This is a genomic window from Pseudomonas sp. UBA5706 (assembly GCF_002419965.1).
Classification (GTDB): Bacteria; Pseudomonadota; Gammaproteobacteria; order Pseudomonadales; family Pseudomonadaceae; genus Aquipseudomonas.
The window spans coordinates 198,218-223,697 of record NZ_DIHC01000038.1; the positions used below are offsets into that span (position 1 = coordinate 198,218).

The following is a 25,480-nucleotide window of genomic DNA, read 5'->3' on the forward strand; positions in this document are numbered from 1 at the left end:
CGGGCAAAGAACAATAAAACTACCTTCAGGTAGCAACCGCACGGCTGAATCGCAAGATCGAAGCACTATCAGCGCTCAAAAAAATACGTTTGCTCTTGACCCCGGATGGGGGTCGCTCAAAAGCAAAAAAGGTCGGGCCACCAAAAACAACAACAGGCCGCCTAATAAAAAAAGAGCATGCAGTCGAACTTGAAGGGGAGCCTTGGCTCCCCTTCGTGCTGTCCGGCGTTCGGAAAATTCGTTTTCAGTTCTTTTTGTCACCTGCCGCAGCCCCTTGTCGCCGCACGTTTGCCAGCGGCGCATTCAAGCTCGCTGCCGCCGGCAAGCCGCACCGCTACAGGGCGGCTTTGCATCTGAACCACCGCCTTATATCGGCCCGCTTTACCGCGATTGACATTCTTACACCCGCAGGTTTACGTTAACGTAAAGGTGATGCAGATTATTACCGTTTGACCGCCCTCCAAAAACAACAAGGGAACCCAGTCTCATGAATTACCCCACGCTTAATTTTGGCCTTGGCGAGACCATCGACATGCTGCGCGATCAGGTACAGGCCTTCGTCGCCGCCGAGCTGGCACCCCGTGCCGCACAGATCGACAAGGACAACCTGTTTCCCGCCGACATGTGGCGCAAGTTCGGCGATATGGGCCTGCTCGGTATTACCGTCGACGAGCAGTATGGCGGTGCGGGCCTTGGCTATCTGGCGCATGTGGTGGCGATGGAGGAAATCAGCCGCGGCTCAGCGTCCGCCGCCCTGTCCTATGGCGCTCACTCGAACCTGTGCGTCAATCAGATCAACCGCAACGGCAATCCCGAGCAGAAAGCCCGCTACCTGCCCAAGTTGATCAGCGGCGAACACGTCGGCGCGCTGGCGATGAGCGAGCCCAACGCCGGTTCCGACGTTGTGTCGATGAAACTGCGCGCCGACAAGCGTGGCGACCGTTTCGTGCTCAACGGCAGCAAGACCTGGATCACCAACGGACCCGACGCCAATACCTACGTAATCTACGCCAAGACCGACCTGGAGAAAGGCGCTCATGGCATCAGCGCGTTCATCGTCGAACGTGACTGGAAAGGTTTCTCACGCGGCAGCAAGTTCGACAAATTGGGCATGCGCGGCTCCAACACCTGCGAGCTGTTCTTCGACGACGTGGAGGTGCCGGAAGAAAACCTGCTCGGCACGTTCAACGGAGGCGTCAGGGTGCTGATGAGCGGGCTTGATTACGAGCGCGTGGTGCTCTCGGGCGGCCCGACCGGGATCATGCAGGCCTGCCTGGATGTGGTCTTGCCTTACATCCATGACCGCAAGCAGTTCGGCCAGAGCATCGGCGAATTCCAGTTGATTCAGGGCAAGGTGGCCGACATGTACACCCAGCTCAACGCCAGTCGCGCATACCTGTATGCCGTGGCGCAGGCTTGTGAACGCGGTGAAACCACGCGCAAGGACGCCGCCGGGGTGATTCTCTACAGCGCCGAACGCGCGACCCAGATGGCACTGGACACCATCCAGATTTTGGGCGGCAACGGTTACATCAACGAATTCCCCGCAGGTCGCCTGCTGCGCGACGCCAAGCTGTACGAAATTGGCGCCGGCACCAGCGAGATTCGCCGGATGCTGATCGGTCGCGAGCTGTTCAACGAAACCCGATGAAACAGCAGCGAGTTTCGAGCGATCAGCGGCACGCACAAGCACCTTGTGCGTACCGCAACTTCGGAGTGACGACAGCGGTTGGAGTAAGCCTTACATGAGTATTCTGAAAACCCAGCTCAATCCGCGTTCGGCGGAGTTCCTGGCGAACAGCCAAGCATTGCGCAAGCAGGTTGAGGATTTGCGCACCCTGCTGGCCCAGGTGCAACAGGGCGGCGGCGCCAAGGCGCAGGAGCGTCATACTTCGCGGGGCAAGTTGTTACCCCGTGAGCGCATCAACGGCCTGCTCGACAGCGGCTCGCCTTTCCTGGAAATCAGCCAGCTCGCGGCGCACGGCGTCTATGGCGAAGACGTGCCGGCAGCGGGCGTCATTGCCGGCATTGGTCGCGTGGAGGGTGTGGAGTGCATGATCATTGCCAATGACGCCACCGTCAAAGGCGGCTCGTACTACCCCCTGACCGTCAAGAAGCACCTGCGCGCGCAAACCATCGCGCAGCAGAATCGCCTGCCATGTATCTATCTTGTGGACTCCGGTGGCGCCAACCTGCCCCGCCAGGATGAAGTGTTTCCAGACCGCGAGCATTTCGGGCGGATCTTCTTCAATCAGGCGAACATGAGTGCTCAAGGCATCCCGCAGATAGCGGTGGTTATGGGTTCCTGCACCGCAGGCGGCGCTTACGTGCCCGCCATGGCCGACGAAGCCATCATGGTGCGCCAGCAGGCAACGATCTTCCTTGCCGGGCCGCCCTTGGTCAAAGCGGCCACCGGCGAAGTGGTCAGCGCCGAGGATCTGGGTGGTGCCGACGTGCACTGCAAGGTTTCCGGGGTTGCCGATCACTATGCCGACAGCGACGAGCACGCGCTGGCACTGGCCCGGCGCAGCATCGCCCATCTGAACTGGCGCAAGCAGGGCGACCTTCAGACGCGCGCGCCCATCGCCCCGCTGTACGCAGATGATGAACTGTATGGGGTGATTTCGGCCGATCCCAAGCAGCCTTTCGATGTTCGCGAAGTGATTGCGCGGTTGGTCGATGGATCGGTCTTCGATGAATTCAAGGCGCTGTTCGGCACCACCCTGGTCTGCGGCTTCGCCCATCTGCATGGTTACCCGATCGCGATCCTGGCCAATAACGGCATCCTGTTCGCCGAAGCGGCGCAAAAGGGCGCGCATTTTATCGAGCTGGCTTGCCAGCGCGGCATTCCGTTGTTGTTCTTGCAAAACATCACCGGCTTCATGGTCGGCCAAAAGTACGAAGCCGGCGGTATAGCCAAGCACGGCGCCAAGCTGGTGACGGCGGTTGCCTGCGCCAAGGTGCCCAAATTCACCGTGATCATTGGTGGCAGCTTCGGCGCCGGCAACTACGGCATGTGCGGCCGCGCTTACGATCCGCGATTCCTGTGGATGTGGCCCAATGCGCGGATCGGCGTGATGGGCGGCGAACAGGCAGCAGGCGTTCTGGTACAGGTCAAGCGTGAGCAGGCCGAGCGCAGCGGCGAGCGTTTCACCGCCGAGCAGGAGACCCAGCTTAAGCAGCCGATCCTCGACCAGTACGAACACCAGGGTCACCCCTACTACTCGAGCGCCCGCCTTTGGGACGACGGCGTGATCGATCCTGCGCAGACTCGGGAAGTGCTTGCCCTGGCCATCAGCGCTGCGCTCAACGCCCCCATCGAGCCGACGCGCTTCGGCGTGTTCCGCATGTAACCGGAGGACTGAACATGAGCGATTTCAACACTGTCGAGCTTGAGCACGACCCACGGGGCTTCGTTACGCTCTGGCTCAACCGCCCGGACAAGAACAACGCCTTCAACGCGCAGATGATTGGCGAACTGATCATCGCCCTGGACCGCATCCAGAACGACGCCAGCCTGCGCTTCTTGCTGCTGCGTGCGCGTGGCCGGCATTTCAGCGCTGGCGCCGATCTGGCCTGGATGCAGGAATCGGCCAATCTGGATTACGACACCAACCTGGGCGACGCTCGCGAATTGGGCGAGCTGATGTACAACCTTAGCAAACTCAAAGTGCCCTCCCTGGCAGTGGTGCAAGGCGCGGCGTATGGCGGCGCCTTGGGTCTGATCAGCTGCTGCGACATGGCCATCGGCGCCGACGATGCGCAGTTCTGCCTTTCTGAAGTCAGGATCGGCCTGGCACCCGCGGTCATCAGTCCGTTCGTGGTGCAAGCGATCGGCGAGCGCCACGCGCGCCGTTATGCCTTGACCGCTGAGCGTTTCGACGGGTTGCGCGCGCGCGAGATCGGCCTGCTGGCCGAGGCCTGTCCCGCTGCTGAACTTGAGCAACAGGTGCAACACTGGGTGGCCGGTCTGCTGCTCAACAGCCCGCAGGCCATGCGCGTCAGCAAGGAGTTGCTGTGCGAGGTCGGTCACGGCGAGCAGACCCCTGCCCTGCGCGGCTACTGCGAAAATGCCATTGCCCGCATCCGTGTCAGCCCTGAAGGCCAGGAAGGCTTGCGCGCGTTTCTGCAAAAACGTGATCCGAGCTGGCGTGGCATACACACCCCTAACAACCCTGGAGAATCACGTTGATGAGCGGCCCGAACAACTCAGCCCTGACTTGCGTGCTGGTCGCCAATCGCGGCGAAATCGCCTGCCGGGTCATGCGCACCGCCAAGGCCATGGGCCTGACCACCGTTGCGGTTCACAGTGCCACCGATGATCACGCCCGGCATGTGCGTGAAGCGGACATCGCCGTCAATCTGGGTGGCAGCAAAGCCGCCGACAGCTACCTGCAGATCGATAAACTGATTGCCGCGGCCAAAAGCAGCGGCGCCCAGGGGATTCATCCAGGCTATGGTTTTCTCTCGGAGAACGCAGGTTTTGCCCGCGCAGTCGAACAGGCTGGGCTGATTTTCCTCGGCCCGCCCGCCTCCGCCATCGACGCGATGGGCAGCAAATCCGCCGCCAAGTCGTTGATGGAGACGGCAGGCGTGCCGCTAGTGCCCGGTTACCACGGCGAAGCCCAGGACGCGGCGACGTTCAGGGAAGCCGCCGCACGCATTGGCTACCCTGTACTGCTCAAGGCCACAGCGGGGGGCGGTGGCAAAGGCATGAAAGTCGTTGAGCGCGACGAGGACCTGGCCGAAGCCCTGGCCTCCGCGCAACGCGAGGCGCAATCGTCGTTTGGCGATTCGCGGATGCTGGTGGAAAAATATGTGCTCAAACCCCGTCACGTGGAGATTCAGGTCTTCGCTGACCAGTTGGGGCATTGCCTGTACCTCAACGAGCGCGACTGTTCGATCCAGCGCCGTCATCAAAAAGTCGTCGAAGAAGCCCCTGCTCCCGGCCTGAGTGCCGAACTGCGCCAAGCGATGGGTGAAGCGGCCGTGCGTGCGGCGCAGGCCATCGGCTACGTCGGTGCCGGGACGGTCGAGTTCCTGCTGGACGCTCGGGGTGAGTTTTTCTTCATGGAAATGAACACACGCCTGCAGGTCGAGCATCCGGTCACCGAGGCCATCACCGGTCTTGATCTGGTCGCCTGGCAGATTCGCGTTGCCCAAGGTGAGGCGCTGCCGATCACCCAGGCGCAGGTGCCGTTGAACGGCCACGCGATCGAAGTGCGGCTGTATGCCGAGGACCCGGCCAATGATTTTCTGCCGGCCACCGGCACTTTGCAGCTCTACCGCGAGTCTGCGCCCGGGCCGGGTCGTCGCGTAGACAGCGGGGTGAGCGAAGGCGATGAAGTCTCGCCGTTCTATGACCCGATGCTCGGCAAGCTGATCGCCTGGGGCGAAAATCGTGAACAGGCGCGCCTGCGCTTGTTGGCCATGCTCGATGAGTTCGCCATTGGCGGCCTGCGGACCAACCTGGCATTTTTGCGACGGATCATCGCTCATCCCGCGTTTGCCGACGCTGAGCTGGACACCGGTTTCATACCACGCTATCAGCAGGATCTGTTGCCGCCCGCCCAGACGCTCGGCGACGACTTCTGGCACACGGCAGCGCAGGCCTATCGGCAGAGTGCGACGCCTCAAACCCGCGATGACGATGCACATTCCCCCTGGGTTGCCGTCAGCGGGCTGCGTCTGGGGCTACCCGCAGAGCTGAATGTGCACTTGAGCTGTTCAGGGGAGACTCGCAAACTCCAGTTACGCGGCGACGCGGGCGAGCAGGCTCAACTGCAGGGCGAGCAACTGACGATCAACCGCGATGGCGTGCGCCGGCATACTCTGGCCATTCTTCGCGATGACACGTTGTATCTGCGCTGGCTCGGTGAGCTGTACGCTATTGAGCGCGTTGACCCGATCGCGGCGGTCGACGCCAGCCACACACAACAAGGCGGCCTCAGTGCACCCATGAACGGCAGCATCGTTCGAGTGCTGGTGGACGTCGGGCAGCAAGTCGAAGCAGGGACGCCGTTGGTGGTGTTGGAAGCCATGAAGATGGAACACAGCATCCGGGCAGGTCAGGCCGGGACCGTAGCAGCGCTGTATTGCACGGAGGGGGAAATGGTCAGCGAAGGGACGGTGTTGGTGGAGCTGGCCACTGAGACGCCCATCCCCTAGCACGCCGGGCCGACGGTGGGAGTTGGAAACGCCACCGTCGGCCCGCGGGCCGCTACACAGGATCCATCGAGCACGCGCGTGAAGTGTGTGCACTCACGCGCGACGCTCTCAGGCTAAGCGGCAACCTCATACAACTTCGGCAGCTCCACTTCCCCGCTGATCAGGCTCTGGCGCATCCGCGTCGCCTGTAGCGCTGCCGCCTTCATCGCGCTTTCCTTCACATACCCATAGCCGCGAATGCGTTCCGGCAAGCGCGCCAGGCTCAAGGCAGTGTGCCGATTGCCTGCATTCAAGTGTTCGAGAATCAACTCGACATCGGCGACATAGCGTTCGATCAGCTCACGTTCCTGACGCCGCTCCACGCTGCGACCGAAAGGATCCAGCGCCGTCCCGCGCAGGAAACGGAACTTCGCCAGCACATTAAAGGCTTTCAACATCCATGGCCCGAAACTGCGTTTGCGCGGCGTACCATTCGTGGGATCGCGTTTGGCCAACCAGGACGGCGCCAGGTGAAACTCCAGGCGGTAATCTCCTTCGAACTGCGCCTGCAACTGACGCGTGAACTCGCCATTGCTGTAAAGCCGCGCGACCTCATACTCATCCTTGTAAGCCAACAGCTTGAAGTAGTTGAACGCCACGGCCTCGGTCAACGCCAACTGCTCGCCGGGGAACAAACGCATTTCGGCTTCGCACACCTTCTGGACCCGCTGCAAATAACGCTCGGCGTAAGCCTGGTTCTGGTAATCAGCGAGTATCTGGCTGTTATGGGCAAGACGCTGTTCCAGACTCAGCCCCAGAGGTTCAACGACCACCGCTTGTGGACTGGCCGCAGCTTCTACCGCTGGCAGGTCGAACGCCGCGCGCCGCCCCCAGAGGAACGCTTGCTGGTTCAGATTGACCGCCACACCGTTCAACTCGATTGCTTTCTCGATGGCCGCCGATGTCAGCGGAATCAGGCCCAGCTGGAACGCATACCCGAGCATGAACAGGTTGCTGGCGATGCTGTCGCCCATCAATTTGGTCGCCAGATCGGTGGCGGCCACGAAGTGAGTCTTTTCGGCGCCTACTGCTTCGCGAATGGTCTGCACCATGGCGTCGGCCGGAAACTCGGCGTCCGGGTTGCGCGTGAACTCGGCCGTCGGGGTTTGCTGGCTGTTCACCACCGCGTGCGACTTGGCACTGCTGAGCTTGGCGATGGCATCGGGGCCGGACGCCACCAACAGGTCGCAGCCAAGCAGCAGATGCGCTTCACCGGCGGCAATGCGCACCGCGAACAGATCTTCCTGACGTGCGGCGATGCGGATGTGGCTGACCACCGGGCCAAATTTCTGCGCCAGGCCCGCTTGGTCCAGCACGCTGCATCCCTTGCCTTCCAGGTTCGCCGCATAACCGAGCATCGCACCGACCGTGGTCACACCTGTTCCACCGACGCCGGGCAGCAGGATGTTGAACGGTTGGTCCAGGCTCGGCAGGGTCGGCTCGGGCAATTGGGCAAACTCCTGCGTCTGCTTGGGCAACTGCGGCTTGCGCAGCTTGCCGCCATGCACGGTGACGAAACTCGGGCAGAAGCCTTCGACGCAGCTGAAATCCTTGTTGCAGCCACTCTGGTCGATTTCACGCTTGCGACCCTGCGCGGTTTCCTTGGGCAGGATCGAAAGGCAGCCGGATTTGGCGCCGCAATCGCCGCAGCCTTCGCACACCGCCGGGTTAATGACGGCACGCTTGTCGAGGTCGGACATCTTCCCGCGTTTGCGCCGACGGCGTTTTTCGGTAGCGCAGGTCTGGTCGTAAATAATCACCGACACGCCTTTGAACTCGCGCAATTCGCGCTGCACGCTGTCCAGGTCGCGACGATGGTGGAAGGTGGTGATGGGCGCGAACTGCTCGCGGCTCGGGTATTTATCCGGCTCGTCCGAGACCAGTGCAATGCGCTGAACGCCCTCGTTGGACACCTGACGGCTGAGTTGATCGACCCGCAGGATGCCGTCGATGGGTTGGCCACCCGTCATGGCCACGGCGTCGTTGTAGAGGATTTTGTAGGTAATGTTGACCTTCGAAGCCACCGCAGCACGCAGCGCCAGGTGCCCGGAGTGAAAGTAGGTGCCATCGCCAAGGTTCTGGAACACGTGGGGCGTTTCGGTAAACGGCGCCTGGCCGATCCAGGTCACGCCTTCGCCGCCCATCTGGGTGAAGGTGTCGGTATCCCGGTCCATCCAGATGGTCATGTAATGACAGCCGATTCCGGCCAGCGCGCGGCTGCCTTCCGGCACTTTGGTCGAGGTATTGTGCGGGCAGCCGGAACAGAAATGCGGAGTGCGCTGGGTATTGAACAGCGGCGCTGCCAACGCCTTTTCTTTGTCTTGAAGAAACTGCAGACGGGCGTCGATCTTCGCGCTGCTGTAAATGGGCGCCAAGCGTCTGGCGATGACGCGAGCGATCATGGCCGGCGTCAGCTCGGCGAGATTGGGCAGCAAAGAACGCCCTTCTTCGTCGAACTCACCGACAACACGCGGACGCTTGTCCACTGGCCAGTTGTACAACTGGCCAGTCAACTGGTCTTCGATCACGCTGCGTTTTTCTTCGACCACCAGGATTTCGTCGAGGCCTTCGGCGAAGTCATGTACAGAGACCGGCTCGAGCGGCCAGCTCATGCCGACCTTGAGCACCCTGATGCCCACTGATGCACACAGTTCTTCGTCGATGCCCAGCTCTTCCAGGGCCTGGCGCACGTCGAGATAGGATTTGCCGGTGGTGATGATACCCATGCGGGGTTTTGGCGAGTCGATGACCACCTTGTTCAGGTTGTTCGCCCGGGCAAAGGCTCGAGCGGCGTAAATCTTGTAGGTGTTGAGGCGCGCTTCCTGCGCCAGCGGCGGATCTGGCCAACGAATGTGCAGACCGCCCTCGGGCAGTTGGAAGTCTTCGGGGATGCGGGTCTGGATGCGCAGCGGATCGACTTCGACCACCGCAGAGGAATCGACGTTTTCGGCAATGGTCTTCATCGCCACCCAGCAACCGCTGTAGCGCGACAATTCCCAGCCGATGATGCCGTAGTCGAGAATTTCCTGAACGTTGCTCGGGTTGAGCACGGGAATCATCGAGGCGATGAAGGCGTGCTCGCTCTGATGGGCAATGGTCGATGATTTGCAACCGTGGTCGTCGCCAGCGAGGATCAGTACGCCGCCGTTCTGCGCGACACCTGCCGAGTTGCCGTGCTTGAACACGTCGCCGCAACGGTCCACGCCCGGTCCCTTGCCGTACCACAGCGCGAATACGCCGTCGTACTTGCCGTGGGGAAACAGATTGACCTGTTGACTGCCCCACACCGCCGTGGCTGCCAACTCTTCGTTGACCCCGGGCTGGAAATGGATAGCGTTTTCCTGAAGGTAATCCTTGGCATCCCACAGACTCTTGTCCAGGTTGCCCAGTGGCGAGCCGCGATACCCGGAAATAAAACCTGCCGTGTTCAGGCCGCGAGCCTCGTCGCGCTGTTTCTGCAGCATCGGCAGACGGGTCAACGCCTGGGTCCCGGTCAGGTAAAGGTTGCCGGTTGCGAGTCGGTACTTATCATCCAGACGAATATCAGCCAAAGACATTCAGGCACTCCTTTATTTTTATTAGTGCGTTTTGAATGTGGCGAGCAGTGGTCGCAGTGCCTTGTGAGCTCTATACCTGCCGCTCGGTCGCCGGGACGGTTGACCCGGACGTTCACAGCGCCAATAGTGCCTGCGCGGCTAAGGCTTTTTCTTTCTAAATACGTGCAAATCTGCTCATATTCTGCATGCCTGTTCCATTTCAATAATAAAAAAGGGTCAATTCATGCAGGTCAAACTCAGTCCCATCGATCGCAAAATACTCCGCCTGTTGCAGCACGACGCCGACCTGTCCGCTGCAGAAATCGCCGAACGGGTGGAGTTGTCGCAGTCCCCCTGCTGGCGCAGGATCAACCGCCTGGAGGAGGAAGGCGTCATCGAGCGCAAGGTCGCCCTGCTCAACCCGGCCAAGCTTGGGCTGACCATGACGGTGTTTGTCGATGTGAAGCTATCGGGACATGGTCGGCGCTACCTGGCGGAGTTCGAGGAAGCGATCATCGGCTATCCCGAGGTGTTGGAGTGCTACACCATGGCCGGGGACATGGACTTCATGCTCAAAGTCGTGGTGCAGGACATTGCCAGCTACGAGCGTTTTTTACGCGATCACCTGCTGCAAAGCCCCCACGTGCAGGAAGCGCACTCGAACATTGCGATGAGCGTAGTGAAGAGGACGACGGAGCTGCCCCTGGAATAGACGGCTCATCGCCCCTGCAGCAGCACGGCTTCTCAGCGCTAAGGTAATGCCTTGGGCAGCAGCACTGAATGACCGCACCGCTGACGAGCCAGACGGCTGTCAGGTGGGCGGCATGTGCGAGTAAGTTGTGGGTAGAGCGAATAATTTCACAGGAACGCAAAAAAACATTTGACGTGCAAATGATAATGATTATTATTGAGCGCAACCGGTCGCGAGACCGGCGGGTAACCCAGAAGCCTTAGGTCGGCTTCCGGATTATCTCCTCATCAGGCTAATCACGGTTTTTGACCCGGCTTTTTGCCGGGTCTTTTTTTATGCCCTTGAAGGGTCTGGTTTGGTCGGGTGTTGCGTCTTCAGGCTAATGAAGAGGGTCGAGTGTTTCGATGGCGCGCATGATAGCAAAATAAAATGTGCGCTGACGCGTCGATGAGGGAATAAACAAGCTGCCTTGCAAGAAACCGCAACTGTGCGCCTGTACGTGGGAATGACCCTCATAAGCACTAAGATCGGCCTGCGTGACCGGTGATGCCCCGCTCCCTGCCTACGGACGATCCACGGACGACTCTTAAGTGAACACCATGACTGAAGAACTCAACGCCCTGAACTCGCTTCCAGTGAGCCCACCGGACATGCCGTCCAGCCCACAAAACGATGCGTATCGGCGCCGCATCCACAAATTGCCACGCAAGATCCGACAGGTCTTCCTGCTCAGCCGCCTCGATCAACTGCCCTACTCCGTCATTGCCCGTCTGCTCGAACTGGATGTCGAAACGGTCGAGCGCAACATGGTGCGGTTACTCGAACAGTGCCGCGAGCCTTCCCGCGCCCCGTCCCAAGCCTGGGCCCAGGCAGTGCGCTGGTATGTGCACCTGCAAAGCCCCCACGCCACCGCCAGTCAACGCATCGAATTCCGTCACTGGCTGGACGCTGACACCCATCACCTCGACGCTTTCCAGGACACCGAACGACTGTGGCGCAAATTGCTGGCGCCGGCGGCGATCATGGGCGCCAGCGGCTGGCACCGACGCAAACCTCGCATGCACATCGGTTGGCTGTTGCTCACCGCCTTCCTGTGCAGCCTGCTGGTGACCGCCGAAGCCTTCAGCCAGGTCCCATCAGCAACCATTTCTGTCGCCGACGGCGCGCCTGATCCGTGTAAAGTACCTGCGATAACAGCCATGCAATGGCGTTGAGTTGGCACTAACGTACTCAGGAATTCTCCGTGATTCAGACCGCCCTTTCCGTGACCTGCGATTTCGACAGCGGCAACATCGTCGTGCTCGATGCGAGCAATGCGCAAAATGTCCAGTTGGCCATCCGCCCGGACACCCGCAGTGCGCACTTCCAGTGGTTTCATTTCAAGGTGGGCGGCATGCAGGTCGGCCAGCCTCATGCCTTTAACCTGACTAACGCCAGCGAGTCGAGCTACAACCGCGCCTGGACCGGCTACAACGCAGCGGCATCCTACGATCAGAAACACTGGTTCCGCGTGCCCAGCCAGTTCGATGGCAAGGCCCTCAGCTTCTCACTCTCACCCGAGCAACCACAGATCTGGTTCGCCTACTTCGAGCCCTATAGCCGCGAACGTCATGACTGGCTGATCGAGCAGGCATTGAATCAGGCTGGCGCGCAGTTGCTGTCCACCGGCAGCAGCGTCGAAGGTCGCGACATCGCGCTCTTACGCAAAGGCGATGGCGCGCCGGGCAAACGCAAGATCTGGATCATCGCCCAGCAGCATCCCGGCGAACATATGGCCGAGTGGTTCATGGAAGGGATCATCGAACGCCTGAAAGAAGATGACGCGCAACTGCAGGCCTTGCTTGTCAGTGCGGACCTGTACCTGGTGCCGCACATGAATCCGGACGGCGCCTTCCATGGCCACCTGCGCACCAATGCCCAAGGTAAGGATCTCAATCGCGCATGGCAGGACGCCACCCCACAATCAAGCCCTGAAGTGTTCTTCATCAAGCAGCAGATGGAAATCCACGGCGTAGACATGTTCCTTGACGTACACGGCGACGAAGAGATTCCCTACGTCTTCACCGCTGCGTGCGAAGGCAATCCGGGTTACACCGAGCAGCAGAAGGCGCTGGAAGCCGATTTTCGGGCGCGCCTGAGTGCGCTGACCACGGATTTCCAGACCCGCTATGGCTACCCGCAAAGCGCGCCGGGCAAAGCCAATATGAACCTGGCCTGCAACAGTGTCGGCGAACGCTACAAGTGCCTGTCGCTGACCCTGGAAATGCCGTTCAAGGACAATGACGATGCGCCGGATGTCGTTACCGGCTGGTCAGGCAAGCGCTCCATGCGACTGGCACGGGACGTCTTGACCGTCCTGGGGCAAATGGTTTCGGTGCTGCGCTGAACCTGAAAAGCCGCTCGCGCCGGCAAGCCGGACTGCTAGCAGCTATAGGGCTAACCAGGCATTGGGCTCGGCGGGCCCCGCAGTAGCCGCCTGGCTTGCCCGCCGCAGCGCCGTTGAATACGCGAATCCCGGTCAACCATGCGACGACATCTGGCCGATTCAGGTGTTGAGCTTGCCTGGGTCGCTTTGCAACAACACCTTATCCTGAAGACTGACCAAAACGTCTTTGAGCGATGAAATGCCCCGCCCCTGTCTGGCTTCCTTGTCCTGCTGCAACGCTTGTTGCAGCACGCTCAGGAAGTTGCGGGTCTTGCTCGACGTGACTGGAGTCAGCGTGTCATCTTCCAGATGCCCCATCACGTATTTTGAAATCCGGGTTGACTGGCTCGCCGACTGGGTGACGGACGCTTCCACCAGCGCCCCTTTTTCATAGCCGATACGGGTCTTGCTGCTCGCTTGGTCATTGATCTGGTAATACAGATAATTCTGCGATTTCGGATCGCGGGTCAGATCCAGCTTCTGGCCCGCTGTCAGCGGCTTGTGGTAACTGGCTAGCAGGTGTGACTGCTGATCCTGAACGATGCTGCGGTTCAGTTGATCACCGCCTTTGGATCGCGTGGCCTGCGACAGGTCGTACGCGAACGTATCGAACTCGTTGGGACGCGCCGGGTTACTGGCGTCGGGCTTTTCGCTGACCGAAGCACTGAAGTCCGCAAGGCCGGTCAACAGGCCGTGATCGGTGGCGGTCAGGTCGATCGAGTTGACGGTCTGCGGCGCATTCGATGCCTGCCCCCCCGGATAATTACTGTGCAGGGTGGTAAATGCCTCCTCGAACATCGACAACAGTTGGCGGTCGCCGTCACCGCGTTGACGCGCCGCTTCGATCTGGCTCACGTACCCCTTCAATGCTTTGGCCTGTTGGGCGCTGTTGCCTATGATGGCTGCGTTCTTAAGATCCACCGACATATTCAGGCTGCCCGACGCGCCGCCCATGCTCACCGAGCGCTGATCGGCGTCGGCCTGCAGAGTGAGGGTCTGGAAGCTGCCATCGTCGAGTTTGACACGGGTGTTCAGGTCAACCGAGGAAAACACCTTGGTGTCGTACTGCGTCAGCGCATCGAGCTTGAGTTGCGGTGGCCTAGCGGTCAGGCCGTCGATGGCCGACTGAAAGCCGTCTGCCATCTGGCCCAGGGCAGTGAGTTCGTCGTCGCTGAGCTCGCCACCGCTGACCTCGGCCTGCACCGCCAGGCCGGCGTCGTTGCTGGACAGCGTCAGTTGCACGGTCTTGCCGCTGGCTGTCTTGAGGGTCAAGCTGATGCTGTTGTCGGCGGCGCTGCTGTGCAGCTTGGCTTGAGCTGCGGCCAGTTCCGAGGGTTCAAGGGCCTTGTTCGCAGACGAAGTGATCACCGACTGGGAAATACCCTTGCCGTTTTCCGCCAGTTGGGTGAGCAACGTGGCGCCTAATCCTTGGAAACGGCTGACACCAGAGAACGTGCTGATGTTGCCCTGCATTGCCAGGGTGACCTTGTCCTGCCGAGTGGACTCCCATGCGGGCGGAACATCGGGGTCTGCCACTAGACCGCGCGGGGTGTAGGTCTGCGCGTTGCTGACGCTGGTGTCCTGACCCAGGCTGACGATCGATGAGGGCGACGACACTGTGCTGCCAGATGGCTCGATGGCATCGACCATCAACGTGTTCGCGGCAATGTTAGCCACAACCAAAGGTTGTACGGCAGAAAGGGCAGAGATGGTCGTCATAGCGGCTCCATGCTGGTTCAGTCGTTATTGTCCTGCCAAACGTGTCGGCAAGATGGGCAATAACTTGAACCGTGACGACGCCTGGCCAGCGCCAAGAGGCGCCGGTTCAAGGCGCTCTGTGCGGTTCAGGGCATTGGTTTTCAGCCTAGCGCGTTGGCGACTTCCTGAAGAATCGCCGGGTCGTCGATGGTCGCGGGAACGGTGTACGCCTCGCCATCGGCGATTTTGCGTAGCACCGCGCGCAAGGTCTTGCCGGAGCGCGTTTTGGGCAGACGCTTGAGCATTACCACGCGGTTGAAACAGGCCAGCGCGCCGATCCGCTCGCGAACCCGTGCGATCAGCTCGCGCTGGATCTGAGCGGCGTCCTCTTCGACGCCATCCTTGAGTACCACCAGGGCCAGCGGCACCTGGCCCTTGATCTCATCGTGCACACCGATCACTGCGCTTTCAGCCACTGCCGAATGCTGTCCCACCAGGTCCTCCATTTCGCCCGTGGACAGGCGATGGCCGGAGACGTTTATCACGTCGTCAGTGCGACCCATGATGTAGACAAAGCCCTGCTGGTCGACATAACCGCCATCGCCAGTGTTGTAGTAACCGGGAAAAGCCTGCAGATACGCTTGCACAAAGCGCGAGTGATCGCCCCACAGCGTCTGACTGCACCCCGGTGGCAGTGGCAAGCTGATGACGATCGAACCGTGTTCGCCGGGTGACAGCAGACGCCCCTCTTCATCCACGACCCTCACGGCGTAGCCAGGCACCGCCCGGTTACTGGAGCCTGGCGCTGGCCGGTGGCCTTCAAGGCCCAGGCAAGGCGCCGTCACCGGCCAACCGGTTTCGGTCTGCCACCAATGGTCGAGCACCGGTTTGCCGGTCACTGTCTCAAGCCAATGGTGCGTACTGGAGTCGAGCTTTTCGCCGGCCAGGAACAGCTGGCGAATCGAACTCAAGTCGCGTCCTTCAAGCAAGCTCGCATTCGGGTCTTGCTTGCGAATTGCGCGCATGGCCGTCGGCGCACAGAACAGCGCATTGACCCGGTACTCTTCGATGATCCGCCAGTAGGCCCCGGCATCCGGCGTACGGATCGGCTTGCCTTCATAGAACACCGTGGTGCAACCGGCCATTAAAGGTGCGTAGACGATCAGCGTATGACCCACCACCCAGCCAACGTCGGAAATACCCCACCACACGTCCCCTGCGCTCAGGCCGTAGACCTGTTTCATGGTGTACAGCATGGCGACCGCATGGCCGCCGTTCTCGCGAACGATGCCCTTGGGTTTGCCGGTGGTGCCGGAGGTGTAGAGGATATACAGCGGATCGAGGCTGGACACCGGCAGCGGATCGACCGGCTCGACGCCTTCCAGCGCCGTTTGCCAGTCCATATCGCGCCCTTCGCGCAACTGCGCCAGCGATTGCCGGCGTTGCCAGACCAGTACGCGATCCGGCGTGAAGCTCGCCAGTTCCAGCGCTTTGTCGACCAGCGGCTTGTAGGGGATGACGCGGTCGAACTCCATCCCGCACGAGGCGGTGAGCAGCAATTTCGGTTTCAGGTCATCAATACGCAACGCCAGTTCATGGGGCGCGAAACCACCGAATACCACCGAATGCATGGCGCCTATCCGCGCACAGGCCAGCATGGCCATGGCGGCCTGGGGGATCATCGGCATATAGATAATGACACCGTCGCCCTTCTGCACCCCCAGTCTGCGCAGCAAGCCCGCCAGCCGTGCAACCTGGTCGCGCAGGTCATTGAAGGTGTAGCTGGCCTTGCAGTCAGTGACGGGCGAATCGTAGATCAGCGCCGGTTGCTCGCCACGGCCCAGTTCAATCTGGAGATCCAGCGCCAGATAGCAAGTGTTGAGCTGACCGTCGGCGAACCAATGATGAGTGCCGTCCGGCATGGCCTGCAGCACCTGCCGCGGCGCGCGGTACCAGGCTACCTGCCGCGCCTGCTCGGCCCAGTAGCGCTCAGGGTCGGTAATGGAACGCCGGTGATGGTCCGAATACTGCGCGCTGGCTGGCACGTCTTTCTTGTCATTCATCCGTGGATCCCTGTGATTGTTTTTATGAGGGCTGACAGCACAGGAATGAAACTAGCAGATGCCCGGGCGCCTGCCATCGCGTATCACACGGCCTTGATCCAGGCGGCGCGCCGCAACAGCAACCCGCCCAGCGCAAGCAGGGCCAGCCCCACCACCACGGTGCCATAGACATTGGTGGTCACGACCAAGCCCTCACCCTTCACAGCCAATCCGGCCAGCAGTGCCGGCACGCAAAATGCGAGGTAGCTCAGCGCCAGAAAAGTAGACATCAACCCCGCGCGTTCATGGGCATGGGCCAGGGGCAGCAACAGGCGCAACGCGCCGAGGAAACTGGCGCCGAAACCCACCCCAGCCACCACCGTCCCGAAAAAAAACAGCCACAGCCAGCCGAGATTGACCGCCAGTAGCAGCACCGAAACGCCCACTGCCAGGAAGCTGCAACCCACCAACAGGGCGAGCCGAGGCGGTCTGAGCCGCAGGTTCATGATCGAAATCGCGCCACTGATGGTCAATGCAGCCACTGCCAGTCCGCCATTGAGGACGGATGTCGAGCCAGTGGCTGCGGCGAGCAACGACGGCGCCAGCGACAGGAAGAACCCGCCCAAGGCCCAGGCGGCAATGTCCGCCGGCAACACCAGGAGCAAGGTGCTTCGAGCGCGCGCTGGCACATAGAGCCGCGGTGACAGGGTTTTCAGTACGCCGGGCTGCGGAGTAACGGTTTCCCGGACCCGTCCCAGGTACAGCACTTGTGCCACGAAAGCACTCAGCAGCAGGATATACGCCAGCAGCAGTGGCAGCGGTGCATAGGCAACCAGCGCACTGGTGCCCAGCGCGCCCAGGGCCATGCCAAACATCGGGGTGATGCTATTGATCAACGGCCCCTGCTGCTGATCGGTGTCGAGCATCGCCGCGCCCAAGGCGCTACTGGCAATCCCGGTTGCCACCCCTTGCAGCAAACGCGCGGCAATCAGCCAGCTGACGTCACTGGCGCCCATGAAAAGCAGCAACGACACGATCTCCAGCAGCAGCGCGAGGAAGATCACCGGACGGCGCCCCAGGTAGTCCGACAGCGAGCCGAACATCAGCAGGGTTGCCAGCAGGCTCAAGGCATACACGGCGAAAATCAGCGTCAGCAGCGCCGAAGAGACCCCCCACGCTTGCTGATACACATGGTACAGCGGCGTAGGCGCGCTGGAAGCGGCAAAAAAGCACAGCATCACGAATGCTAGATAAACCAGATGCCCCCGGCCCCGACCATCGACTTGCGGGTTCTGCAACGAATCAGACACGCGTACACTCTCCCGAAAAAGCACACTGCAAAGGCTACGAAGTTGCGTTAAGCAGTGTGTGAGCAGATTCTGCTTAAAGCAAATACTTTGTGTTAAGGTCCGATCCATGGCTATTAAAGAAGGCATTCGTACCGGCGGGCGCAGTGCCCGGGTGCAGACATCGATCCACGCGGCGGTGCGCGATCTGCTTCAGGAGCAGGAACGTTCCGCGCTCAGCGTGCCCATGATCGCCGCCCGCGCAGGTGTTACGCCGTCGACCATTTATCGGCGCTGGGGCGACCTGACCTCGCTGCTGGCCGATGCGGCCGTCGAGCGTCTGCGCCCGGACGAACCGGTGGATCGCGGCAGCCTGCGCGAAGATTTGCGCACATGGGTCGAGGTTTATCTGGAGGAAACCAACTCAGCGCCTGGCCGGGAAATGATGCGCGACGTGGTTTCCAGCAGCGCCACGCTGTGTTCGGGCAAATGCCTGAATATCGTGCGCGACCAGCTGCAGATCATCATCGATCGGGCACAGCAGCGCGGCGAACGCAGCCCGTCGGCCGATGAGCTGGTGGACGCGGTGGTCGCACCTATGGTCTACCGGATTCTCTACGCCGAATCGGCGCCTACGCTCGCGCGCATGCACCAGCTACTCGACCGCTGCCTGGGTTGAGCGCAGCGCTCACGAACTGGTTATGATGGCCGGCCTCGAACCACGGGCCTTTCTTACCCATGCACACTCTCGCAGACCTGCGCGCCGGCAAGCTGGCGGGCAGCAAACGGCTGGACCTCAGTTGCGGCCTGACGCAATTTCCCGATGAGATATTCAGCCTCAGCGAATCGCTGGAAGTGCTGAATCTGTCCGACAACCAGCTCAGCGACCTGCCCACCGACCTGCATCGGCTCAAGCACCTGAAGATCCTGTTCTGCTCCAACAACCTGTTCACCCGGTTGCCAGCGGCCCTAGGCCATTGTGACGAACTGTTTTTCGTCGGTTTCAAAGCCTGCCGAATCGGCGATGTGCCGCCAGAATCACTGCCGCCGCGCTTACGCGCGCTGGTGCTGACGGACAACTGTATCGAGTCGCTGCCGGACGAACTGGGCCTGTGTGTGCATCTGCAAAAACTGATGCTTGCCGGCAATCGACTGCAGAGTCTGCCTGCCTCCCTTGCCGCTTGCCATCGGCTGGAACTGGTACGCATCGCGTCCAACGACATACGCCAACTGCCGCAATGGCTGCTGCAAATGCCTTCTCTGGCCTGGCTGGCCTTTGCGGGTAATCCGCTCAACGACATCCATACCGAAGAACCGATCCGCCAGATCTCCTGGTCCCGGCTGACGCTGCATCAGGTGCTGGGAGAAGGTGCGTCCGGCGTCATCCAGCAGGGGCAATGGCTTGACGATCAGGGGGTAGCCGAAAAGGTCGCGGTCAAGCTGTACAAGGGGCATGTGACCAGCGATGGCTCGCCATTGAACGAGATGGCGGCGTGCATGGCGGCCGGTCAGCACGCGCACCTGATTCCGGTTGAGGGTGAGGTGTTCGGGCACCCTGAGAATGCCAGGGGGCTGGTCATGCAATTGATCTCGCCACGTTTCAGAGTCCTCGCTCGCCCCCCAAGTCTGGATTCTTGTACTCGCGATCTCTACAACGCTACTCGCTTGAGTCGGGACATTGTCCTGCGCATGGCCGCCGGTATCGCATCGGCCTGTCGACACCTGCACGCAAGGGGCATCAATCACGGCGATCTCTACGCGCACAACATTCTTTGGGCGGAAAACGGCGAGAGCTTGCTGGGGGATTTCGGCGCCGCCGCGTTTTACCCGGACGAAGAAACCGGCCGCGCACTCGAACGCATCGAAGTACGCGCGTTTGGGATTCTGCTCGGTGAAATGCTGGCGTGTTGCGATGCATGCGACAGCGAAATCGCAACGCTGCGTGAATTGCAGCAGGCATGTGTGCAGCCGCAGGTGCTGAAGCGACCAAATTTCGCAGAGCTGGAGCAGGCGCTACGCTGCCTGTAGCAGCGTGGCGTGCTGCTACAGGGTGGGCAGGGACAAAAATCCCGGCACGCGGCAAAAGCTGTTGAGGCAGTGTTGCAGCAACGATCTTTACCCAGCCAGGCCCACATAGACGTTCTGCACGTCGTCGTGACTGTCGATGGCCTCCAGAAACGCCTCGACTTCAGCCATTTGCTCCTCGGTCAGGTCCGATACCGCGTTTTTCGGGCGGTAGCCGATCTTTGCCGACTCAACGGTAAAGCCCTGCTCCGGCAGGGCCTTGCAGACGGCATCCAGGTCAGTGGGGTCGGTGAAGAACAGGGTCACGCCGTCGTCGCCCGGCTCGACGTCCTGGGCACCGGCCTCAATGGCCGCTTCTTCCGGATCGGTCTTGCCGTCGCCGGCCGCTTCGATCATGCCCAGATGGTCAAAGTCCCAGGTGATCGAGCCCGCTGCGCCCATTTGCCCCTTGCGAAACAGCACGCGGATCTCGGCAACGGTGCGGTTGACGTTGTCAGTCAGGCACTCGACGATGACCGGCACCTTGTGCGGCGCGAAGCCTTCGTACGTGACGAAATGGTAGTTGACCTGCTCACCCAGCAGCCCCGCGCCCTTTTTGATAGCCCGCTCCAGGGTTTCGCGCGGCATCGAAGCTTTTTTCGCCTGCTCGACCACCAGGCGCAGACGCGAGTTCATGTCCGGATCAGCGCCGGAACGCGCGGCAATCATGATTTCCTTGGACAGCTTGCCGAAAATCTTGCCCTTGGCGTTGGCTGCTGCTTCTTTGTGTTTGACCTTCCACTGTGCGCCCATGAGTGCTCTCTTGTTCCGTAGGCGATAAACCGTCGGTGCCGATCCTGCGTGGCGCGCGGGACCTTAGACGGTAAACGCTGAAAAGGGTGAACGATGACACGCCCGGAGAGAACCCGGACGCCCGGCGCATTTTATACGCGCTGGCGGCAGAAGAAACCCCCGTTAGCGCGCTGTCGATCAAAGGATTGGCGATAAGTTTCGAGGAAAGCTTCCACACAGTCCTAAGGATAATGAGACAGAGCTTGTAGTCCGCTTCCGAAAATTCAGAACTGGCCCTTTTGTCTTGTAGCTTTTCGTACCCTCTGCGCCTCGAAATTTCAGGGTGCCTCAGCAGATGCGTGAAGACTCGCAGGTGACAATGACTTTGGCGATCGCCAACCATCCGTGCGATCTGCTGGTGATCGGCGTCAGTGGCCGTGACCGCCTCAACGCACCGTACTGTTTCGACATCGACCTGGTCAGCCGTGACGCGACGCTGGATGGCCCCGCGTTGCTGCTGCGCGACGCGTGGCTGCAAATCGGCGTCGAGATGACCCCAATGCATGGGCTGCACGGGCAAATCCAAGGGGTGGACCGGCTGTACCGTGGTTCCGCCCTGAGCCTTTATCGCTTGCGCCTGATGCCGGCGCTGCAGCGGTTGGACGGCCCTCCCCGACGCCGGGCGTTTAATGGAAAAAGCGTTCCTCAGATCCTCACACGGCTGCTGCACAGTCACGGCATGGCTGGGGATGCCGTGCGCTTCGACCACCTGCTGGGCCTCTACCCGCCTCGGCAGCATTGCCTGCAGTACAACGAAAGCGACCTGCACTTTCTGCGTCGACTGTGTGAGGAAGAAGGCATCAGCTTTCGCTTCGAACACCACCTTCAGCGCCACGTTCTGGTGTTTTCCGATGACCCCCTGGGCTTTCCGGAATGGCTGACCCCGGCCGGCGTCGATCACCTCGCCGAGCAGCTTTCGGTTCGCACCTGCTACAGCAGCCATGCGGGCGAACACTACAGCCCGCCTACCTTCGCGCCGCGACCCCGCACCCACGATGCCGACAATCAGGCGTTCGGCACTGCGTTGGCCACCGATGCCGCCGTTGTCCAGCGTCAGCAGCTCAGTGCGCGTCAATTGGAACGCCAGCGCTGTGAACGTCGGGAAATCATGGGCCATAGCCGGCTGCCTTGGATGCGCGCCGGGTTGGTGATGCGTGTCGAGGAGCACCCGGACACGTTTTTCAACGACCAATGGCTGCTGACCGACGTTCAACACTGGGCATGGCAACTGGCCCCCCTGCGCGGCTGCGAGTCGCGAGACGTGATTCAGATGCTGCAGGCGATGGCATCGGCGGATGACCCCGGAAGGGGGGTCGCCAGATTGTTGCGGCCCCGGTTCGGCCTCGACAAGCCTAAGCTGGCGGGCTACGAGAACAGTTTTCGGGTATTGCCCTGGACGATGCCGTTTCGACCCGCACTGGAACATCTCAAGCCAATCGTTGACACGTATGAAATGGCCACTCTGGTCGATGAGCACGCTGACGCATCGGGGCGCCTGCGCATCCGGTATCACTGGCAGGCAGACGCGCCCACCAGCGGCGCAGATGACAGCTGGGCACGGGTTGTCAGCGGGCTGAAAAAGCAGCCTTGCGGATCACGCGTGCGCATCGGTTTTTTCGAGGGAGATCCTGACCAGCCCCTCATAAGCGGCACATTGGCGGCGGCCCCTGACACGACAGGACCGCCAGGCACCGCAGCGGACAAACCGCAGCGCGAGGAAAATCCTGGTGCGTGCGTTGCATCTGGCGAAGGCAGGCAACTGCGCATCGACAGTGATCGCCCGCTAACACTGCGCAGCAGCCGCGGCTGGCTGCACATCACTGAGCAAGGCATCGATTACGCGCCGTTTGCTGCCGTGGATGAGCCCGACCAGCGCCCGCTTGGGCCTACCGATGCTTGAACGTCGGTTCGCGTTTCTCGATGAAAGCCGCCATGCCTTCCTTCTGATCTTCGCCGGCGAACGCTGCATGAAACACCCGACGCTCGAAACGAATGCCCTCCGAAAGGCTGACCTCAAAGGCCCGGTTGACACTTTCCTTGACCATCATGGCCACAGGCAGCGACTTGGTGGCGATGTTTCCGGCCACTTTTAACGCCTCCTCGAGCAGTTGCTCCTGCGGCACGATGCGTGCCACCAGCCCAGAGCGTTCGGCCTCGACCGCATCGATCATGCGCCCGGTCAGACACATTTCCATCGCTTTGGCTTTACCCACGGCGCGGGTCAAGCGTTGGGTACCGCCCATTCCAGGCAAGACCCCGAGCTTGATTTCCGGCTGTCCAAACCGGGCATTATCGGCGGCCAGGATGAAGTCGCACATCAGCGCCAGCTCGCAACCACCGCCCAAGGCAAACCCGGAGACTGCAGCGATAATCGGCTTGCGACGATTGGCCACCCGATCGCTCTCGCTGAAGTGATCGTCAAGGTAGATCCGTGGATAGGTCAGTTCGGCCATTTCCTTGATATCGGCGCCAGCGGCAAAGGCTTTGGCTGAACCCGTGAGGACAATGCAGCCAACATTGTGGTCGCGTTCCAATTCATCGAGCGCATGGTTGAGCTCGTTGATCAATTGGGCGTTCAGCGCATTGAGGGCCTGAGGTCGATTCAGGGTAATCAACGCCACCCGACCTTTGATATCTTTGAGGATGGTCTCATAACTCATTGATTTAACTCCCTATGCGTATATCGCACGAGCTGTATTAAGTTGATATACAGCTTCAGAACATTACTTTAACTGATTGATGTTATTGGGTTTCTATCGCGACGGCAGTAGCCTCCCCGCCTCCGATGCATATCGCCGCTACGCCACGCCGCAGACCTCGCTGCCGGAGGGCCGCAATCAGGCTGACAAGGATCCTCGCGCCCGATGCACCGATGGGGTGCCCCAGGGCACACGCGCCGCCATTGACGTTAACCTTCTCGTGGGGCAACTCAAGCTTGCGCATGGTCACCAGGGTGACCACCGCAAAGGCCTCGTTGATCTCGAACAAATCGACATCGGCCAGTGACCATCCGGTTTTGCGCATAAGCTTCTCGATTGCCCCGATCGGTGCGGTCGGAAACAGATCCGGCCGGCCAGCGTACGCAGCATGACCGCGAATCACGGCCAGTGGCTTGAGCCCTCGCCGCTCTGCCTCGGACTGGCGCATGAGGACCAACGCCGCTGCGCCATCGGAGATTGAGCTGGAGTTGGCCGCAGTCACGGTGCCTGCTGCGCGAAATGCCGGTTTGAGGCGGGAAATCTTCTCCGGCCTGGCTTTGGGCGGCTGCTCGTCCTGGCTGATGACTGCCTGCTCCTTGCCGACGTCGACCTGCAGCGCCACGATTTCGGCCTCGAAGCGGCCCTGCTGCATGGCCTCCTGGGCACGGGTCAGGGACGCGATGGCGAATGCATCTTGAGCCTCGCGGCTGAAGCCTTCGCGTGACGCGCAATCCTCGGCGAACGTGCCCATCAACCGGCCACGCTCGTAGGCGTCTTCCAGCCCGTCGAAGAACATGTGGTCGATGACTTGCCCGTGGCCCATGCGATAGCCACTGCGCGCCCTGTCCAGCAGGTAAGGCGCGTTGGACATGCTCTCCATGCCACCGGCGACCACCACTTCGGCACTGTCGGCGAGCAGCATGTCGTGAGCCATGATCGCCGCCTGCATGCCGGAGCCACACATTTTATTGAGTGTCGTGCACAGGGTGCTGTCATCAAGGCCCGCGCCCAGGGCCGCCTGGCGCGCCGGGGCCTGGCCCAATCCGGCAGGCAATACGCAGCCAAACAGCACCTGCTCTACATCGGCGGGTGCCAGGCCTGCGCGTTCTACGGCGGCGCGAATGGCCGCCGAACCCAGCTGTGGCGCGGTCAGGCTCTTAAGATCGCCCTGAAAGCCGCCCATCGGCGTACGCACGGCGCTGACGATAACGACCGGATCTTCGGCGTGCGGCTGACGTTGATGCAATGACATAACAGGCCCTCTCAATTAGCGTGCAGCCATACGCAAGGCGCCGTCGAGACGGATCACCTCACCGTTGAGCATGCTGTTTTCGATAATATGGCGTACCAGCGCGGCGTATTCATCAGGCTTGCCCAGCCTTGGCGGAAACGGAACCCCTGCCGACAGGCTGTCGCGAACCTGCGGGGTCATGCCGGCCATCATCGGGGTTTCGAAGATGCCGGGAGCGATGGTCATCACGCGAATACCGAACCGCGCCAGTTCGCGCGCCGCTGGCAGAGTCAGGCTGGCGATCGCGCCCTTGGACGCGGCATAGGCGGCCTGGCCGATCTGGCCGTCATAAGCGGCGACGGAGGCGGTATTGACGATAACGCCGCGCTCCCCGCTTTCGTCGGCGGCGCTCTCGGCGATCGCGGCCGCGGCCAAGCGCAGCAGATTGAAGCTGCCGATCAGGTTGACATTGATGACCTGGCTAAAGCTCTCCAGCGCATGGGGACCATCCTTGCCGAGGATCTTCTGCGCGCCGACGATGCCTGCGCAGTTGATCAGCCCATTGATCTGGCCGAACGCTTGCAGTGCCTGGTCCACCGCAGCCTGGGCGGCAGCTTCGTTGGTGATGTCGGTCACGCTGCCCAGGGCATTGGCGCCCAGGGTTCGTACCTGGCTTTGCAGGGCCTGAGCGTTGATATCCACCAGCATGACCTTGGCACCTGCGCTGATCAGCATCTGTGCGGTGGCCGCGCCCAAACCTGATGCGCCGCCGCTGACCAGAAACACCTTGCCTTGGATGTGCATGAGTA

18 protein-coding genes and 1 pseudogene are annotated in these 25,480 nt (G+C 61.1%); 11 read left to right on the plus strand and 8 right to left on the minus strand.

Translation table 11 applies throughout. The features are described from left to right. Positions 1–89 precede the first annotated feature (89 nt). The 5 genes from B3I26_RS18740 to B3I26_RS18760 all read left to right on the plus strand — a co-directional run bounded on the left by B3I26_RS18740 (position 90) and on the right by B3I26_RS18760 (position 6,168). Positions 90–422, plus strand: a complete 333-nt coding sequence (locus B3I26_RS18740) for a hypothetical protein (protein WP_296259785.1) — start codon at positions 90–92, stop codon at positions 420–422. A 65-nt stretch (positions 423–487) separates the two neighbouring features. Beyond that, on the plus strand, positions 488–1,651 hold the full coding sequence (locus B3I26_RS18745; RefSeq protein ID WP_296259786.1) for an isovaleryl-CoA dehydrogenase: 1,164 nt from the start codon (positions 488–490) through the stop codon (positions 1,649–1,651). Between the two features lie 94 nt (positions 1,652–1,745). Then, the gene (locus B3I26_RS18750) at positions 1,746–3,353 is read left to right on the plus strand and encodes a carboxyl transferase domain-containing protein (RefSeq protein ID WP_296259788.1); all 1,608 of its coding nucleotides are present in this window, start codon (positions 1,746–1,748) and stop codon (positions 3,351–3,353) included. A 14-nt stretch (positions 3,354–3,367) separates the two neighbouring features. Beyond that, entirely contained in the window at positions 3,368–4,192 is an 825-nt protein-coding gene (locus tag B3I26_RS18755) for a gamma-carboxygeranoyl-CoA hydratase (protein WP_296259789.1), read from the plus strand. Beyond that, positions 4,192–6,168, plus strand: a complete 1,977-nt coding sequence (locus B3I26_RS18760) for an acetyl/propionyl/methylcrotonyl-CoA carboxylase subunit alpha (protein ID WP_296259790.1) — start codon at positions 4,192–4,194, stop codon at positions 6,166–6,168. Before B3I26_RS18755 ends, B3I26_RS18760 begins: the two co-directional genes overlap by 1 nt. A gap of 113 nt (positions 6,169–6,281) precedes the next feature. Here the strand turns inward: B3I26_RS18760 and B3I26_RS18765 are convergent, their stop codons facing one another. Then, positions 6,282–9,764 (minus strand): indolepyruvate ferredoxin oxidoreductase family protein, encoded by a 3,483-nt coding sequence (locus tag B3I26_RS18765; protein WP_296259791.1) that lies wholly within the window; start codon positions 9,762–9,764, stop codon positions 6,282–6,284. Positions 9,765–9,987: 223 nt separating this feature from the next. Here B3I26_RS18765 and B3I26_RS18770 point away from each other — a divergent pair, with 223 nt between their 5' ends. From B3I26_RS18770 to B3I26_RS18780, 3 genes and pseudogenes are all read left to right on the plus strand, one after another. After that, positions 9,988–10,455, plus strand: coding sequence for an Lrp/AsnC family transcriptional regulator (locus tag B3I26_RS18770; RefSeq protein WP_296259792.1), 468 nt, complete (start codon positions 9,988–9,990; stop codon positions 10,453–10,455). Positions 10,456–11,033: 578 nt separating this feature from the next. Beyond that, positions 11,034–11,561, plus strand: a pseudogene (locus tag B3I26_RS18775) (DUF4880 domain-containing protein); the annotation flags it as partial. A 119-nt stretch (positions 11,562–11,680) separates the two neighbouring features. Next, on the plus strand, positions 11,681–12,820 hold the full coding sequence (locus B3I26_RS18780) for a M14 family metallopeptidase (RefSeq protein WP_296259840.1): 1,140 nt from the start codon (positions 11,681–11,683) through the stop codon (positions 12,818–12,820). 159 nt (positions 12,821–12,979) lie between these two features. Here the strand turns inward: B3I26_RS18780 and B3I26_RS18785 are convergent, their stop codons facing one another. The 3 genes from B3I26_RS18785 to B3I26_RS18795 form a co-directional block, all read right to left on the minus strand. Then, complete coding sequence (locus B3I26_RS18785; RefSeq protein WP_296259794.1) at positions 12,980–14,578, minus strand: lactate dehydrogenase; 1,599 nt, start codon at positions 14,576–14,578, stop codon at positions 12,980–12,982. 140 nt (positions 14,579–14,718) lie between these two features. Further along, complete coding sequence (locus B3I26_RS18790; protein ID WP_296259795.1) at positions 14,719–16,620, minus strand: propionyl-CoA synthetase; 1,902 nt, start codon at positions 16,618–16,620, stop codon at positions 14,719–14,721. 83 nt (positions 16,621–16,703) lie between these two features. Further along, positions 16,704–17,909 (minus strand): MFS transporter, encoded by a 1,206-nt coding sequence (locus tag B3I26_RS18795; RefSeq protein ID WP_296259797.1) that lies wholly within the window; start codon positions 17,907–17,909, stop codon positions 16,704–16,706. A gap of 106 nt (positions 17,910–18,015) precedes the next feature. Here B3I26_RS18795 and B3I26_RS18800 point away from each other — a divergent pair, with 106 nt between their 5' ends. After that, entirely contained in the window at positions 18,016–18,564 is a 549-nt protein-coding gene (locus tag B3I26_RS18800) for a TetR/AcrR family transcriptional regulator (protein WP_296259799.1), read from the plus strand. Positions 18,565–18,623: 59 nt separating this feature from the next. Then, entirely contained in the window at positions 18,624–19,913 is a 1,290-nt protein-coding gene (locus B3I26_RS18805) for a leucine-rich repeat-containing protein kinase family protein (RefSeq protein WP_296259800.1), read from the plus strand. Between the two features lie 87 nt (positions 19,914–20,000). Here B3I26_RS18805 and B3I26_RS18810 read toward each other — a convergent pair whose 3' ends face one another. Beyond that, positions 20,001–20,702, minus strand: coding sequence for a YebC/PmpR family DNA-binding transcriptional regulator (locus tag B3I26_RS18810; RefSeq protein WP_296259802.1), 702 nt, complete (start codon positions 20,700–20,702; stop codon positions 20,001–20,003). Positions 20,703–21,036: 334 nt separating this feature from the next. Here B3I26_RS18810 and B3I26_RS18815 point away from each other — a divergent pair, with 334 nt between their 5' ends. After that, a complete protein-coding gene (locus B3I26_RS18815; protein ID WP_296259803.1) occupies positions 21,037–22,641 on the plus strand; it encodes a type VI secretion system Vgr family protein in 1,605 nt (534 codons plus the stop codon). Here the strand turns inward: B3I26_RS18815 and B3I26_RS18820 are convergent. The 3 genes from B3I26_RS18820 to B3I26_RS18830 form a co-directional block, all read right to left on the minus strand. After that, positions 22,628–23,401, minus strand: a complete 774-nt coding sequence (locus tag B3I26_RS18820; RefSeq protein ID WP_296259804.1) for an enoyl-CoA hydratase — start codon at positions 23,399–23,401, stop codon at positions 22,628–22,630. The genes B3I26_RS18815 and B3I26_RS18820 overlap by 14 nt on opposite strands. 82 nt (positions 23,402–23,483) lie before the next feature. After that, a complete protein-coding gene (locus B3I26_RS18825; RefSeq protein ID WP_296259805.1) occupies positions 23,484–24,692 on the minus strand; it encodes an acetyl-CoA C-acyltransferase in 1,209 nt (402 codons plus the stop codon). Between the two features lie 15 nt (positions 24,693–24,707). Next, the gene (locus B3I26_RS18830; protein WP_296259807.1) at positions 24,708–25,475 is read right to left on the minus strand and encodes an SDR family NAD(P)-dependent oxidoreductase; all 768 of its coding nucleotides are present in this window, start codon (positions 25,473–25,475) and stop codon (positions 24,708–24,710) included. Between the last annotated feature and the right edge of the window lie 5 nt (positions 25,476–25,480).